Raw genomic sequence first — 16,314 nt, 5'->3', positions numbered from 1 at the left:
TTGCTATGGACTTAACTCCAAGGTTTAGGATAGAACATGCAATGAAAATTAGAGGAGGAAACATTATGCAAACAATCACACTCAATAATGGTGTCACCATGCCGCAACTAGGATTTGGCGTTTATCAAATTCCTTTGGAAGAAACAGCAGAAGCTGTTTACCAAGCAATCAAAGCTGGGTATCGACTGATCGACACTGCTTCTATTTATGGAAATGAAACAGAAACAGGCGAGGGAATCAAGCGCGCCATCACTGAAGGTCTAGTCACTCGAGAAGAACTTTTTGTTACCTCTAAATTATTTATTCTCCAAGCTTCCGAAGATAAAGCGAAAGAAACGATTGAACATTCGCTTGAAACAATGGGATTAACTTATCTTGATCTCTACCTTATTCACCAACCATATGGAGATATTTATGGTGCTTGGCGCTCAATGGTTGCTGCTCAAAAAACAGGGAAATTACGTGCAATTGGCGTTTCAAATTTCAAATCAGCTAAGATGATCGAGTTTGTCGGCTTGAATGAGGTGAAACCTCAAATCAATCAAATCGAAGTGAACCCTTGGAATCAACGAGTGGAAGATCAGGAATGGCATGAAAAATATGACGTCCAAGTGGAAGCTTGGGCACCTTTTGCAGAAGGACGTCATGACCTATTTACCAATCCGACATTAGCAGAAATTGGCAAGCAATATGGCAAAACGGTTGGCCAAGTTGTCCTTCGCTGGTTGATGCAAAGAGGGATCGTCGCTTTAGCAAAAACAGTTCGTCCAGAACGGATGGCTGAAAACATTGCTATTTTTGACTTTGAGCTTTCCCAGAAAGACATTGAAAAAATAGCCGCTTTAGATAAAAAAGAGTCCGCATTCTTTGACCACGATGCACCGCAACAAGTGGAATGGTTTATGGTGCGGATGTTAGATACTGAAAACTAATAGGGTTTTTATTGAAGGAAACCAATACAAGTCCGCTTCCGTTTCGAAAGGAAGCGGACTTGTATTGGTCCTTACTGAGTCGTATCTTGTCTCTTTTCATTGTAATTCTCACAAAACTCTTTGGAGATTCTGCCTTGATCAAGTAACTGAAGAATCCATCGATTAAACTCATTTCTCTGGAGCACTGGGCTTGTAGCTAAACAACGGACAGCGTTCTGTTACGCTCGCTCTTAAAATCTCTATTGTACGATTTCTATTTACTACTCCCTATTTATCAAAGACAATGATCTTTTTGCCAGTATTTCCGCCTGCTTGGAAATCAAGGTGAGCTTGCTTGATTGCTTCTAATTCAAAGGGATATGTCTTGTCTACAAGGACATCAAGTTTTCCTTGCGCATAAAGATCAATGACTTTTTCCAGCTCTTCAACAGTCATGAACCCCATAGAATACATACCAGTAATTCCTCTACGCTCCGTTTCTTCTTGGTTGATTGGCGCATTAACAGAAGTGACGCGTCCACCTTTTTTGATTACTTGATAACTGTTCTCCAATGTTTTAGGACCAGTCAAGTTGACCACTAAATCGACATCAGAAACCAATTTTGTGAAATCTTCTGTCTGATAATCGATCGTTTCATCCGCACCTAGTGCCTTCATATAGTCAGCTTGTTCAGCGCTGCCTGTTGCTATGACATACGCTCCGGCATGTTTTGCCAGCTGAACAGCTTTAGACCCGACACCGCCAGCACCGCCATGAATCAGTACTTTTTGTCCATCTTTTGCTTGACCATCACGAATGGTTGCACCATAAGCTGTGGCTACGCCAAGGAAAAATCCACCTAACGGCACCAAGTCCAGCTCCTTCGGTACAGCAGCAACAACTGCTGACTCGTCTAACAAAATGTATTCAGAATATGTACTCATAAACGCCATCCCAACCACATGATCACCTACTGAAAAGCGGGTCACATCATCTCCGACAGCTGTTACGATACCAGAAAAGTCTTGTCCCAAAGAGTGTGGAAGCACAGGTTTCAATTCTTTTGGCATCGTTGGAAATGGTCCATTCGCACGAATAACAATATCAGGATCATTCACGCCGATCGCTGCGGTTTTGATCACAATTTGTTTAGCAGCTGGCTCAGGGATAGCAGTTTCAACAATTTGCATCACATCTACAGAGCCATATTGATTCAGTATCATTTTTTTCATAAAAAACCCTTCTTTCTTAAGATGATTTCATTATGACCTATTACCTCAATAATAAAAAGTACCATATTTTTTGATAGGTACTATCGTTTTCAATAGATTTGTGTAATCATACGGATTTCAGGTACAAAAAAAAATCCTTGAACGCTTCAAGGATTGACTACTTTTTCGTTTTCTGACTCATAGGTAGAAGCAAATGTTTCTAAGGCATCCAAAACTGGCATGAATTTATGTCCCATTTCGGTCAGTGAGTATTCAACTTTTGGCGGCACTTGCGGATAGTCTTCACGATGAATGAGGCCATAGCTTTCAAGCATGCGCAATTCCTTTGTCAAATTTGCTTGGGTCACCATGGGCATTTTACGACTAAGCGCACCGAAACGAAGCGTTTTGTGCCGTAAAAAGGACAAGATGACCATGGACCACTTGCCGCGTACGACCTTCTGGACGCTAGCCACTGGGCATTCTACAAAAAATTCAGTTTCTTCTGTTTGCTGCATCACTACTTCCTCCTATTCGCTCACTTTTGCTGCGGTCTTTCATATCAGCAATACTACCGAAATGATGACGACATACGAAACCATGAAGTATAGACATCAGTATATAACGACTGCAAAAAATAGCAAGCCCGTAACGCTTATCTGAACTCTCAAATCGGCTTCAATCAACCTAATTTTAGAGCTTCTAGGCGAACAACCAAGCCATCCTCAATTCCTTTACGCTTATAGACAGCCACTGCACAGTAATTTTTAGATCAAGATGGCTGCTGCCATCACAACGAAAGAAGAGACGACATGCGCAATAATCGGTTCTCCACTATTATCTCTGCATCAAAGGCTACCTCTTTATTTCAATTAAATGATAGAAAGAGTGATCAAGGCAATCCCAAAAGTGATGCCATCTAGAACAAACCATTCTTTTTTACCTTGAGACGCCTTGGTAGCAATCAAACAACTTACTCCATAAAGAATCAATAGAATTCCTATGTTTATGGGAAAAGATAACCAAGCTGTCAGGGCATTAACAAATAAGAGAAGCATCAATGGTAAAATATAAAATAATGCATACCACTTTTTTAAATAGTGCGGCAGCTTCTGGTAATTTGAATACATCTATTTATCCTCACAATTCATTTCATATTGGTCATTTATTTCTGATATGAGCAGTAAGTACTTTCGTTATAAAATGAGACAAAACAAAGCTTAGGATGATAATCCCAAAAGTAATAGCAAAAGATAAAATCGTATTCTCCAGTAAATTAGCAAATAAGGGCAGCTTAATATACAAATAACACCCAATTGCCGCAATAATACTACCTGCTAAATAGAAACAAAGCATTTCAGCGACTATTTTTGAAGAATGAATGTTTCGATCAACTGATGAAAAGTCGCCATTTTGAAAAGGTATTGGTGATCCAGTTTGTGAAGGATCAGATTTTGTATTCATTACGTTAAAGGAATTACTAGATAGATTGCTAATTGAATGTTGTTTTCGATTCTTTTCGTGATTGTTCATAGCTATTCAGACCTGCTTCCCTAAAAAAATTCATTATTTTCAATTCCTTCAAAATAATCTCAATACCATGATTTCATGCATTGTGCTATTGCATCTATTCAAAAAACTCTATATTTTCAAAACCAAGTCGAATCAACAGCACGTTGTAGGGTCATCGGTCCATGTTTTGCTTCATATATAAAATCTTTTGACTGTAATCCAGTACGCTCCTTAAAAATTTTCTCAAACATAGAAGAATCGTTAATGGGATCGTCATTGTGTGTCAAAATCAATATATAATGTTTCTCTTTTGGATTACTCCAGACCCCCATATTACTTAAAGAAGCTAAATCAAGCGGTGGAGTATTAGAAGATAAATTAATCGTATACTGGCGTCTATGCAAAACATCATTTATTTTCATAAAGCACTTCCTTAATTAGTTAGTATTTCCTCAAACATTACAGATCCAAACAAACAATAATTACCTTTTCATTTAAATACAAACATACATCATATTATATTGCGTTCCTCTTAAGCATTTTTTTCAAGATAAGCTTCAGTTCTTCCTATCTCTAAAATAACAAAAAACCAAATAACCACTCGAGCATACTAACAAAGGAAGCCCGATATAGAGCATACCAGTTCCTAATGGATAATTAATAGCAAGATCAAGTTGGATATTCTTAAGTTCTTCTTTGCTGATTGTGTCAAAATCTTGAATAGGGATCAAAATCGTCTGTAAAAAAAGGCCAACGATCGTCATAAAAAGGCTGATCCCAAAACAGCCAATTGCAAATTTTTTCATAAGAGTCCTCTTTTCAGCATACACTTTCTTACTGTATGTTCTTATTATATATGCCGACCACTCAAAAAAGAAGTTTAAATTATTTTTACGCTTTCATTTTAAAGAATTATTTAAAACGACGAAAACAGTCAGTTTGTCGTTGTATCATCATTACTAATTAACAGTCCATAAGAACCAACTGGTATACTGACAGAATTGTTTAAAGCTGGATTTTAGAGAGGAATGAGATGATTTGTTTTATCAGGCACGCTAGCTCTACTATATATTTACTATAATTGCCTAATGAAGAGGTATCCTTGATTTAATCAAGACGGGGTAAGCCTTTCCACTCTATAAAAGAAAATATGATACTGTTAGCAATGTATCATACTAGGAATTAGGACAGAGAAATTCTTCTCTATGCTTGATTTTTATTTTCTTAACATATATTTTGAACTATAAATAGTTGATTATAATTCTTTAAGCAATGAGAAAGGAGTCAGTAAATTTATCTTTTTAACCCACCACAAAAATTCTCTTTATCCTTTCTGTTTTTTCCGATTTAATCGATGCTCATTTATTACAAAACCAACTATCCCTACCAATATAGCTACAACAGAAACGATTAGGTCATAGACAGTCAGGTCATGAAATCTAAGAACCGGCGCTACTAAAGTAACGAGGCTAAACAAAAACACCCGTTCACTTTTATGAAGATTTGGTTCATAAGTCATACTTGTCCAAGTGACACGAATAACGTTGTGACGAAGCAAAGACGCCCATAAAATGACCAGTACGAGGAAAGTGAGAATGATCATAAGTACCGCCGTTATGCCATAGTACTTCACTTGTCGTATAAGTGAGGACAGTATAGCTAAAAGTAAATAAAGACCCACCAATCCTAACCGTCGCTTCTTTTTGATAGTATTCATGGTCACACCCCCTCTAGACAAGATTTAAATAAATAACCAGAAAAATGACGAAACAAGTGACGGTCAGTTCGATTATATTTTCTGTACGTCTCGTACGGTTCTTAAAAAAAAATACCCGGAGCAGTCGAAGAAAATTGTGAGCGATATTTTTTGGGGAGAAAAAATCCTACTAATATTCCTACTAGGACCAAGTAGAAGGGCCAGTTCGGTGAGACCCCACGATTAAGAAAAGCCATGGCGAATGCGATCACGTAAATCACTACCTGAATAACCGTAATACTGTAAACCTTTTTTAACTCTTTCGACATCGTTATGCCCTCCAGTAGAAGATAAAAATCTTGATTGTAATAGAATTGCTACGGCGTAACCGAGTTTTATAAAACTAACTGACCAGATTACAACATCCTTTTCAACCGCATAAGCTGTCAATGAAGCGAATCTGGCTCCCATTTGAAAGACTGTTGTTGGCTGATTCCCTATCCGCTATCTCTCGGTTAACTCATCCCTGAATTTCAGGAATAGCTCTTTCGCTTGTCCTGTGCTCATGTTTGTCAGATCTTTGATTTTCTTGACCATGCCAATATCATTTTCGTTTTTTGAAAGCATTTGTCGTGCCATTTCTTCTTTGATTTCTGCTTCTTCTTCCTTCGTTAAATTTCTGACTTCTTTCTTTTTACCAAATAGTCCCATCCTGCTCTCTCCTTCTTGTAAAATTTATGCGCTTTTCACACCAGCCAGACTGAAGTACTCTTTTTTATCTAAAATGCTGTTTTTCTGTCCATGACTTGATTCCTATAATCTAATCTACCATTTCCGTCGAAATCGAGGAAATGGTTCGTTCTCTTTTTTATTTTTAGGGAAGATATAAAAATAAAACACGGAGCCAATGATAATCGCTGGCGGCACAGAGATACTCAATAGTTTTAAAGCGGTGGTTAACAATACACCAAATTTTTCTTGAATAGAAAGATTCATAATCGTGCTGAAGTCTTGATTGAACGAAGTTATGATCATCGTGACAAAAAAGATCAAGCAAAAACTGATCACCCCATACTTGATACTTACTTTTAAATCCTCATTGTCTTTCTTAGTTTCTTCCAAAAGTAATGTTTCTAATGAGATATCCAATTCTTCGGCTATTTTGATCATATTTTTTTTGCTAGGGTACGTAGCACCTAATTCCCATTTTGAGATCGTCTTGTCACTTACTTCTAATAATTCTGCTAGCATACTTTGCGTCAGCTTGTTTTTTTCTCTATATTCTTTCAGCTTCATTGCTAATATCGTTTCTTTCATTCCAACCACTCCTCATCCATTTCTACCCTTCATTTTGACATAAAACCTATCATTTAACAGGAATTCTTGAAAAAGAGAGTAGAATAGAGGGGATTTCATGGCTATTTCTGGCGATTTGCCTGAAACATACTACCGAATCCTTCCTTACAACAATAGTTGCTGTGCATTCTAATATCTTCTAAACAATGTCAAACCAGAAATTATAAGCATCTGTAAATAATTAAAGGAGGAGCAAAAACTTCCCGGTTATTGCCCTCCCTCATTTCTCAAGAAAATTTGTTAATAGAAGATTTTCTATCTATCATTCTTATTAGAAGAAACCAAAGTGCTTTTTCGCTTCAATGTATACTATATGATTCTATACATACACCAGCATTATAAACACCCTAAAAAAACCTAAGTCATTTTCTCATACACCAAAGTTGTGATAGAAGAATTGGATTAACGCTACAGTAGCTGAAAAAACAAGTAACAATATAGAACGATTAATTAATAGGACATTTGACTTAGGTGTGTAATATCCATTATCTAACGCTACTTTCAATAAGTTTGTAGGATGATTGTCTAAATATTCTTTCCAAAACAATTCAATTTCGTTCTTCGAATATACTTTTTTTACATATAAAATAGCTATAATATCCGCTATAAGAGTTAACTGAAAAAAAATAAAAAGGACACTTAACCAGTACACCATTGATAAGAATGGCGTAAAAAAATATAGGAGTATGAATATGAGTTGAAAAAAATACGCTAGGTGACGCAAGAAAAAACCAGTTTTAGGATTTTCTTTAAAAAAATAATTGGTTTGTTTTTTTAACAATCCTTCAGCCTCTTTTAAAGACATTGAGCCAAACTCATTTGCAATTTTTTGGTAAATTTGTTTATTTCCTTTTTCATTTTGTCTAATTAGTACACCACAAGCAATGAGTAACACCCAATAACATACTATATAAATAATCATTATATTATATTCCTCACTCACCTAATCTAATAATTTAAAATTCAAAATCATCCTTGTTACTCTTTTCGAATCGATTCAGCTCTCTTATTAATTATTAGCTTATATATTCACTATATTGATACCAGATTCAATGTTGTTAGTTAATGGAAAAACTAAGGTTGATTTACTGTGACTCTGAGAATTATTACTTCTATTATTATTTTGATTAATATAAAGTGACAACGTTAGTTCATCATCATTTCCATCGAGTAAATATGATACTTCATCATAGTTGTTCAATTCATTTTTCAGTTCTACAATTAATTGTTTATCAGCAATTGAGACTTTGTTTATATTCGATCTATCAATTAGTTCTTGTTTATTATCTGTAATAACTTCTGTAAAATAATGAACTGGAAGGTAGCTAACTTCTTTTTTTGGAATCTGATTATCAACAAAGTTGAGACCATTATTACACTGACAAAAATAATTTTTGATAGTTCTTTTTCATTATTAAACCCCTCAAGTAATTAATTATCTTGATTATATAAAAAAAACATGTCTTAGTCTAGATAACAGTTTGAAGATGTAATAAAACAATACTGTAAACGATTACTGATATAGAAGGGAAATACATTATTAGGTAAATTTTATAAAGTAGTTGCATCATCTTCATAAAAAAAACACTGCACTATTAGCAATGCTCTAAGAATACATGGATTAATAAATTTTTTAATTTACCTTATCTCTCACTAAAACAAATCGATTAGTACCATCAATTTTTCGATACTCTCGGTCACAAATTTTGCATAGATAATGTCCATTTGAGTAAAAAGAATTTCCTTTCCTTACCGTAATTTTTTCTAGATCACCACAATCGCATTCTATCCAATCAGGTGGCCAATACCATCGTTGATTATACGGTGTAACAGGTACTTTCCCTTGGTCACCGTAACATTTCCGCTCAAAAACCATATGAATCATCCCTTCGTGATAAAACACTATAACGTGTATATATTTATTATATAGTGTTTTTCAGAATAGACTTTTCTTGTTATAAATTTGTCTCTATAAGGGCCACTGGAACATTAGTTTTTGGCAATCAGTAAAATAAGTTATAAAATCTTATTATAACAATGTTTTATAGTTTCAAAAAGTCATTGTCAAAATGATTCTAATTAATCATTCCCAAAAACTACCGCTATTTTCTGTACGGATGTTCCAGTGCCCCCTTAAACGAGGGATCAAAAAAGGATCAAAAACTATTAAGTTTCTGACACCTTTTTTATCCTGAAATACATCTTATTTGGTAACTAATAACGGGAAGTATAAATACATCAACTTTTTAAAACGGTTCAGAGAAAATATTGTTGGCGCACTTTAAACATAAGATAGATGCATTTTGATTCTCTAAAGCCTTGAGGGATTTTTCTTGAGCGCTATTGATTTTGGGAGGAAATTGCCATTTAGTCCAACATGTTTCATAAGTACTTATTTCTTTCTTACATCTGTTACAATAAAATTTTTTTGACTTTACATCGTACATGTTAAAGCTCCTTTAATCTGTATTTGGACATTGGTTAACCATCTTTTTTGTAATTCTAAAAGATAGGTATATCCATATAAGCAAAAACAATAAACAAACTAAGAACAAGCAGAAAAAGAGAATGTAATTTGATAATTTAAATATTTCATTTATCATAGAAGTTTTCAATAAGTTTTGAACTAACATGAATATAACAATCAGTATCAGAAAAACGATTGAGCTTCCGTTTATTCCAGCTAAATAAACCGCTGGTATTAAAAGGGAAGTGTATATTACACTAATAGCTATTGATAATCCTATAACACTTAAGTATACCAAAATTGAGTATTGGTTGTAAAAAAGTAAAAATATAGAATCTACAATCAAATTGAATAGTGAAATAGTTGCTAGAACAACTCCCATAACAGTATATCTTGATAGGACTATATCCGTATGTCTAATAGGCAAAGTAGTAGAAAAATAGTACCAATCGTCTTTATGATCATCTGTGAATAATGGTAGTACAATCGATACAGAAAAAAATATACTAATAATATTAGCTATTATAAGCCCAGTTTCTTTAAATATCAAAACAGCAGTAAAGTATATGATCAAAAATGAGATAACATACATTATTTTAATCTTATTCCTTAAGGAATAAACACAGCACATCCAGTTTCCTTTGAAAAATCTGATATATAAGATAGTAATGTATCTCTAAATACGGGATCCAATCCATTAGTTGCCTCATCCAGCAACAACAATTTGGGCTTTCGAAAAAAAGCATAGGCAAAATTTAATTTCACTTTCATACCATGTGAATAATCGTTAATTTTTTTATCTTTTGGTAAGTCGAATTCCTTTATGTATGAAAAAAATAGCTCCTTGTTCCAGTTGTTAAAAACTTTGCTAAAAATAGAGTTTATATCAATAGCTGTAAATGATGCGTTGAAATGATTTTTGTCTAGAATAATGGCCATTTCTGATTTGTCTGTTTTTGTGTGCTGATCGCCCCAAAAAGATATTTCTCCATTGGACGGCTCTAAATTTTTAAATATTACGTTAAATAAAGTTGTTTTCCCTGCACCATTTTCACCTATCAAACCAACAATATCCCCACTGTAGAGTTTAAAACTTATGTTGTTGAGACTAAAGTCGCTCCTCTCAAAATTAACATCTGTTACTTTCAAAATTTCCTGCATAGTAATTCTCCTTATTTAAATCATTAAAAATAGCGGTGATATATGCTTCTACCAATGCACCTAGAAAAATAGCGATAATTCCTAATAATAAAATTAATTTTGTATTTTTGACGTTTGCCACATGATATTCAATACTTTTCAAACCAATAAGTGCACCCAAGAAAAAACCAAAAAACTCGATCCCTCCATGAAGTAGAACGGATACTGCACCCATTTGTAACATAATAATTAGCGGCGTATTAATGCCTAGAAGATAAGCATTAGATATTATTACAACATAGGTAACATACTTATTTAGAACACATCCGCTACATAATATAAAAAAAAATGAAATTATTGAAAAAAACTTTTGTGAAAAAGTAAAAATCATTTTCGCCCATTACTACTTCTGGCCGATCTAAGTTTATGAACATCAAACTAATAATAACAATAATAAAGTAAGTTAAAAAAAATAACACATTAATTTTGCATTTCTTTCTTGTAATCTTGGAACATCAGAAAAGTAACCCCTCTTAGTTAGAAAAAAAGTAAAGAATAAGCAAATCCAGGATATACCATATAGAAATAATAAGTGTAAAATCTTTTTTACTTCCTTCTATTTTTTTGTAAACAGATATGCGAGTATGATTATACTGATAATTTCAAAAGGATTGACCTTGGTTATTAGAATATTTACTAAGTGATTATCCGACTTAATCAAACTATTCAATCCTATATAAGACTCTTTACTAACTCCAAAAATGGCGCCCAGAAAAGTGTTCCTTATTTAGAAATAAATCATCCATTGTTGTTCCTCCTCTAATTGGTTTTGACCATTCCTTCAGTAATTATTCAAACGTTAATTTTGCAATCTCAAAATCAAAATACGTTCCAGATACCCAGTCAACATGACCGCTATCTGTAAAAGTTTTGCGGATCACATCCTCTTCATCTTATAGTGCATGTATGGCATCAAGGATTGCCTTTGCTTCGTTCTTCTTAAAAATACCTAACTCTTCTTTTCTTTGCGTAAATTGCAGATTCTCAACCGTCGCAGCGTTACTTAAAAAGCCCATCAGGATAGAAAAAATCCCCTTTTTTCACATAAACTTGTTTTACTAACTCACCGCAATCACATTTTGTCCAGCTAGGCAGCCAGTATAAGCGCCGATTGTAGGGCGTTATTGGTATTTTCCATTGTTCATTCAGTTTCTTCATGCACATGAAAGATATTTTAAGTACCCGATAGATTAATAATACCGAGAAAATGTGTTATTAAATTATGGAACAATGGTAGTACTTAGAAATTTTTAAGAAAGAAAAGCGATCTTTTTTGCCCTCCACCTTCCAGCTGCTCCCCACCACTTAGGAGGGCAAAAAAATAGACGTGCAATAGCACGTCTGTAGCGTCAATGATTGATATCTCACCGAAATCTTGCTATAATTACTGTGTAAAGAGGAGTTGCGTGAACAACTCCCCTACAGCACCGTTTAAGACGGTGGCAAGTTTTATATTATTTTAGTAATCAGTCAACTCGCCAAAGTTTAGTGACTGGTTACTTTTTTTTGTCGTTTTTTGCTGCAGTTAGGATGCCAAAGATAATCGTTGCGATTAAAGAACCGAAACTAATCATTAGTCCTAATGCTTCAGCTACAGACAAAAGGCTTCTCCTTTCTAAAGAGTGAGCACTTACTTTCATAAGCACCACCACCTTTCAAAAGATAGCCACCGTCACAAACTTTACTGTCCTACTATTATACCAAAAATCCACGCTAAAAACCGAGATTTATCAAGGTTTTTAGCGTTTTTTCATGCGATAAAAAGGGCTAAAATAAAGGGAAATTTTTCTCGTTTCATCGTTTAAAGGAACCATTCCCTCGTTTTATCTACTTTGAAAGATTTTTCTTACCTCAAGAACACATACTGACACCATTTTTCTCCGACCTTACCTCAAGAGATCCCCATTCCTCACCCTTCATCCTCCCAAGACAGCTCATCCAAGATCCTGATCAACTTCTGAACTTCTTGATTCAACATCGCACTCTTTAAATAGGCATATTGAATATAAAAGATTTCCTTATCTTCAGGGACTAGTGGTATTTTCACTAAGCCTTCCATTTCTTGAAACACAGGAAATTCGGTCATCAAGGTAATGCCGATATTGGAACTGACCAGCTGGCCAATCGTCTGAACGTCTGAAAAATAAAAGGGGACTTCTGGCTTCTTCTTTGATTTCTCACTTAAATTCTGAAAGGCGCGCATGTGGGTATAGCCTTTTTCCAATAGGATAAAGGGATATTCGGCAGCTTCTTCGAATGAGATTTCCTTTTTTTCTGCCAATGGATTTTCTTTTGACACAAAGATAAAAAACTCTTGTTGGTGCAATAATTTCACCTGCAGATTCGGGTGGACGAGGGGATTGACACTGCCCAGCAAGCTAAAATCGATTTTTCCTGACAATAGTTTCGAAAGCAATTCATTGGATCCCCCAGATACTAAGTGGAAATTCGAAATAAAGCGGATGATCTCTTTTTCATCTAAGAGTTTTGAAAAAACTTTGGAACGAATGATTGGCGGCAAGCCGATGTGGGTCCGGTTGTTTTTAGCATGGTCGATGGCTCGGTGCAAGGTCACAAATTCATCTAAGATATATTGCGCATGAGCCTTCAAAATTTCCCCCTCTGTGGTCAATGAGATGGAGCGATGAGAGGCTTCTCGCACGATCAAATCACAGCCATAATGCTCTTCCAAGCGTTTGATAGCGTAGCTGACGGTTGGTTGACTGACGGCAAATTTATGCGCCACTTGCGTAAAAGAAAGCATCTCTGCCAAAGCGTTAAAGTATTCTAAATCTCGTATGTTCATCGTCTGATTTCTCCCTTAGCCGATTCAAGCTCGCATCGGTTTTGTTATAAATAATTTTTATTATACCACCGATAGTTGACTATAATTCCATGCAAGGATTAAAGTAGCTAATGGAAATGAACGAGTACTCAAAATATATCCATTGGAGGAACATAATGAAAGCACATGACATTTTAAATAACCCATTTTTAAACAAAGGAACCGCGTTTACACAAGAAGAACGAAAAGAACTAGGGCTGATCGGTTTATTGCCCCCACACGTGCAAACGATCGAAGAACAAGCAGAACAAGCCTATTTGCAATATGTCACCAAAGAATCAGACATTGAAAAACGTCACTTTTTAATGGAGATTTTTAATACCAATCGGACATTGTTCTACTATTTGTTCAACCAACATATCGTTGAATTCAATCCGATCGTCTATGATCCAACGATTGCTGATACAATTGAAAATTACAGCCGCCTATTCGTTGATCCTCAATATGCAGCATACTTAGATATCAATCATCCAGAAAACATCGAAGAAACGTTGAAAAACGCCGCTGGCGATCGGGACATTCGCTTGATCGTAGCCACTGACGCTGAAGGAATTCTTGGGATTGGTGACTGGGGTGTCCAAGGTGTCGATATTTCTGTCGGTAAATTGATGATTTATACAGCAGCTGCTGGGATCGACCCTGCTTCTGTTTTACCAATCGTGATCGATGCTGGGACCAACCGTAAAGAATTGTTAGAGGATCATTTGTATCTAGGCAATCGTCAAGAACGTGTCTACGGTGATGCCTACTACCAATTCATCGATCAATTTGTTCAAACGGCAGAATCATTGTTCCCTAAACTTTACTTGCATTGGGAAGACTTTGGCCGTTCAAATGCTGCAACGATTTTGGACAAATACAAACAAACGATTCCAACTTTTAACGATGACATCCAAGGAACGGGAATCGTTGTGCTGGGCGGTATCTTCGGTGCACTGGATATTACAGGTGAAAAATTAACGGATCAAGTCTACTTATGTTATGGCGGTGGTTCCGCTGGTGCTGGGATTGCCAGTCGAGTCCATGCCGAAATGGTCAGCGAAGGGCTTTCAGAAGAAGAAGCCTACAATCATTTCTTTATGGTTGACAAACAAGGGCTTTTGTTCGATGATATGTCCGATTTGACTCCTGCACAAAAACCATTTGCCAAAAAACGGGCTGACTTTGCCAATGCTGGCGATATGACGCAATTGATCAATGTCATTAAAGTCGCAAAACCAACGATTTTGGTCGGTACTTCAACCAATGCCGGTGCCTTTACCAAAGAAGTTGTGGAAGCGATGTGTGAAAACACTGCTCGTCCAGTGATTTTCCCTATCTCGAATCCAACAAAAAAATTAGAAGCAACAGCTGAGCAAGTGATCGAATGGTCTGATGGAAAAGCCTTTGTAGCAACCGGTGTCCCTTCAGGAACGATCCAATACAAAGGGGTCGACTACCAAATCGGTCAAGCAAACAACGCCTTGATCTATCCTGGTCTAGGATTAGGTATGTTGGCTTCAGAAGCCTCTCTCTTGACCGACGAAATGATTGGTGCCGCTGCTCACTCATTAAGTGGTTTGGTTGATTTGAGCCAACCCGGTGCACCTGTTCTTCCACCATTTGAATACGTTGCGGACGTTTCTATCAAAGTGGCTGAAGCAGTTGCCAATAAAGCCAAAGAACAAGGATTAGCCCAAGCGCAAGAAACCGATATGGCAAAAGCTGTCCAAAATCTTAAATGGTATCCAACATACTAGGAAGGTCTGAAAAATGAATAAATTAAAAACGATGACGATTTCGGGAATTAGTCTTCCCTTGTATCTCTTTTTCATGGTTGTCATATTCAGTGCGATTGCCTTAGACAAGTTGCCATTAAATATGGTTGGGATCACCATTTTACTGGTTGCCTTAGGACACCTGCTGTATTTCATTGGGGAAAAACTCCCGATCATGAATTCTTATCTTGGCGGTGGGTCAGTTTTTACCCTGCTTGGTGCCACCCTTTTAGCCTCCTTCCATCTCGTACCCACGAAAGTCATTGACGCGGTCAGTGACTTCATGGGGGGCGGTTTTGGCTTTCTTGATTTCTATATTGCCGCTTTGATTTGCGGCTCGATTTTAGGTATGAACCGTAATTTGTTGGTGAAAGCTTCTACGAAATTCATTCCTGTTGCTTTGATCACTATGGTAGTAGGCTTTTTCTCCGTCGGTCTTGTCGGTATGCTGCTAGGCAATGGCTTTGCTGATTCGGTGATGTATGTGTCTCTACCAATGATGTCTGGCGGGATGGGGGCGGGAATCACCCCACTTTCACAAATTTATGCTGATGGCTTGGCAAACGGCAATCAAGCCGCCATCTTTTCTCAATTAGCGCCAGCAGTTACTTTCGGGAATATTCTTGCCATTATTGGTGCTTTATTTATCGCAAAGGCCTTTGCTAAAACCAAATACAATGGCCATGGTACACTGATCAATGCCACGAAAGAAGAATTAGAAAAACCAAAAATAACGCTTGATGCCCAACAAATCGGGGTCGGGATGCTGTTTTCCTTCTCACTGTTGGTCGTTGGTGCGATTTTAAGCGACTTTTTCCCTAAAATTCACGAGTATGCCTTTATGATCGTGATTGTCTTTATTCTAAAAGCCTTGAACATTGTCCCTAAGAAACTCGAAGATTCTGTGGTGATGTTCAACAATGTTGTGATGACGAATTTGACCCATGCGGTCTTGGCGGGGATTGGTTTGGCATTGATCGATCTGTCAACATTGGCTTCTGCCTTTACTTGGCAATTTGTCGTGCTTTGCCTAACCAGTGTCGTATCTATGGGGGCTGCCAGCTGGTTCTTCGGGATGGTATTGGGGATGTACCCCGTTGAAACCGCAATTGGCGCCGGTATGATCAACAACTCCATGGGGGGAACAGGCAATATCGCTGTATTGTCTGCCTCTGATAGAATGGAAATGATTGCTTTTGCCCAAATGGCCAACCGTTTATGCGGTGCGATCGTGCTGATTTTAGGTGGGATCTTGATCCGTTTCTTCTATTCTTGATCTAAAGTAAATATCCACCCGTGAAACGGGTGGCTTTTTAACAGCCCTAGAAGGGCTCACCACTCGCTAGCCCCTTAAAAGG

General features: G+C 36.6%; 18 protein-coding genes. 3 read left to right on the top strand and 15 right to left on the bottom strand.

Translation table 11 applies throughout. From position 1 onward, the window contains the following. The first annotated feature begins 65 nt into the window (after positions 1-65). Complete coding sequence (locus tag ACI3E5_RS10365; protein ID WP_060791879.1) at positions 66-932, top strand: aldo/keto reductase; 867 nt, start codon at positions 66-68, stop codon at positions 930-932. Positions 933-1,199: 267 nt separating this feature from the next. Here the strand turns inward: ACI3E5_RS10365 and ACI3E5_RS10360 are convergent, their stop codons facing one another. The 15 genes from ACI3E5_RS10360 to ACI3E5_RS10290 form a co-directional block, all read right to left on the bottom strand. Next, positions 1,200-2,144 carry an NADP-dependent oxidoreductase gene (locus tag ACI3E5_RS10360; protein ID WP_005230541.1) on the bottom strand — a complete coding sequence of 315 codons (945 nt, stop codon included), beginning with the start codon at positions 2,142-2,144 and terminating at the stop codon, positions 1,200-1,202. Between the two features lie 146 nt (positions 2,145-2,290). Beyond that, on the bottom strand, positions 2,291-2,641 hold the full coding sequence (locus tag ACI3E5_RS10355; RefSeq protein WP_118214627.1) for a winged helix-turn-helix transcriptional regulator: 351 nt from the start codon (positions 2,639-2,641) through the stop codon (positions 2,291-2,293). Positions 2,642-3,284: 643 nt separating this feature from the next. Next, a complete protein-coding gene (locus tag ACI3E5_RS10350) occupies positions 3,285-3,656 on the bottom strand; it encodes a hypothetical protein (RefSeq protein ID WP_498855868.1) in 372 nt (123 codons plus the stop codon). A 116-nt stretch (positions 3,657-3,772) separates the two neighbouring features. Then, positions 3,773-4,057: a hypothetical protein gene (locus tag ACI3E5_RS10345; protein ID WP_005230534.1), complete on the bottom strand. Its 285-nt coding sequence runs from the start codon at positions 4,055-4,057 to the stop codon at positions 3,773-3,775. Positions 4,058-4,192: 135 nt separating this feature from the next. Next, positions 4,193-4,441, bottom strand: coding sequence for a hypothetical protein (locus tag ACI3E5_RS10340; RefSeq protein ID WP_005230532.1), 249 nt, complete (start codon positions 4,439-4,441; stop codon positions 4,193-4,195). Between the two features lie 518 nt (positions 4,442-4,959). Beyond that, positions 4,960-5,352, bottom strand: a complete 393-nt coding sequence (locus ACI3E5_RS10335; protein ID WP_034869483.1) for a hypothetical protein — start codon at positions 5,350-5,352, stop codon at positions 4,960-4,962. A 222-nt stretch (positions 5,353-5,574) separates the two neighbouring features. Next, positions 5,575-5,781, bottom strand: a complete 207-nt coding sequence (locus ACI3E5_RS10330; protein WP_228077414.1) for a hypothetical protein — start codon at positions 5,779-5,781, stop codon at positions 5,575-5,577. Positions 5,782-5,835: 54 nt separating this feature from the next. Continuing rightward, positions 5,836-6,042 (bottom strand): hypothetical protein, encoded by a 207-nt coding sequence (locus ACI3E5_RS10325; RefSeq protein WP_005230526.1) that lies wholly within the window; start codon positions 6,040-6,042, stop codon positions 5,836-5,838. A gap of 114 nt (positions 6,043-6,156) precedes the next feature. Further along, entirely contained in the window at positions 6,157-6,648 is a 492-nt protein-coding gene (locus ACI3E5_RS10320; RefSeq protein WP_034869487.1) for a helix-turn-helix domain-containing protein, read from the bottom strand. 409 nt (positions 6,649-7,057) lie between these two features. Beyond that, complete coding sequence (locus tag ACI3E5_RS10315) at positions 7,058-7,609, bottom strand: hypothetical protein (RefSeq protein ID WP_005231945.1); 552 nt, start codon at positions 7,607-7,609, stop codon at positions 7,058-7,060. 1,537 nt (positions 7,610-9,146) lie between these two features. Further along, a complete protein-coding gene (locus ACI3E5_RS10310) occupies positions 9,147-9,746 on the bottom strand; it encodes an ABC-2 transporter permease (RefSeq protein ID WP_231435919.1) in 600 nt (199 codons plus the stop codon). A 17-nt stretch (positions 9,747-9,763) separates the two neighbouring features. Next, on the bottom strand, positions 9,764-10,315 hold the full coding sequence (locus tag ACI3E5_RS10305) for an ATP-binding cassette domain-containing protein (protein WP_005230521.1): 552 nt from the start codon (positions 10,313-10,315) through the stop codon (positions 9,764-9,766). Further along, the gene (locus tag ACI3E5_RS10300; RefSeq protein ID WP_005230519.1) at positions 10,284-10,685 is read right to left on the bottom strand and encodes a hypothetical protein; all 402 of its coding nucleotides are present in this window, start codon (positions 10,683-10,685) and stop codon (positions 10,284-10,286) included. The genes ACI3E5_RS10305 and ACI3E5_RS10300 overlap by 32 nt, the downstream gene beginning before the upstream one ends. Before the next feature lie 1,165 nt (positions 10,686-11,850). Beyond that, positions 11,851-11,994 carry a putative holin-like toxin gene (locus ACI3E5_RS10295; protein WP_428208085.1) on the bottom strand — a complete coding sequence of 48 codons (144 nt, stop codon included), beginning with the start codon at positions 11,992-11,994 and terminating at the stop codon, positions 11,851-11,853. Positions 11,995-12,263: 269 nt separating this feature from the next. Next, positions 12,264-13,160: a LysR family transcriptional regulator gene (locus tag ACI3E5_RS10290; protein WP_428208086.1), complete on the bottom strand. Its 897-nt coding sequence runs from the start codon at positions 13,158-13,160 to the stop codon at positions 12,264-12,266. 116 nt (positions 13,161-13,276) lie between these two features. Between ACI3E5_RS10290 and ACI3E5_RS10285 the strand changes: the two genes are divergently transcribed. Continuing rightward, a complete protein-coding gene (locus ACI3E5_RS10285) occupies positions 13,277-14,938 on the top strand; it encodes a malolactic enzyme (protein WP_276525021.1) in 1,662 nt (553 codons plus the stop codon). Between the two features lie 13 nt (positions 14,939-14,951). After that, the gene (locus ACI3E5_RS10280) at positions 14,952-16,232 is read left to right on the top strand and encodes a 2-hydroxycarboxylate transporter family protein (RefSeq protein ID WP_005230514.1); all 1,281 of its coding nucleotides are present in this window, start codon (positions 14,952-14,954) and stop codon (positions 16,230-16,232) included. Positions 16,233-16,314: the final 82 nt, after the last annotated feature.

Origin of the sequence: Candidatus Enterococcus avicola, from assembly GCF_047470845.1 — a bacterium.
Lineage (GTDB): Bacteria > Bacillota > Bacilli > Lactobacillales > Enterococcaceae > Enterococcus_D > Enterococcus_D casseliflavus.
This window is presented reverse-complemented; position numbering and strand designations above follow the sequence as displayed.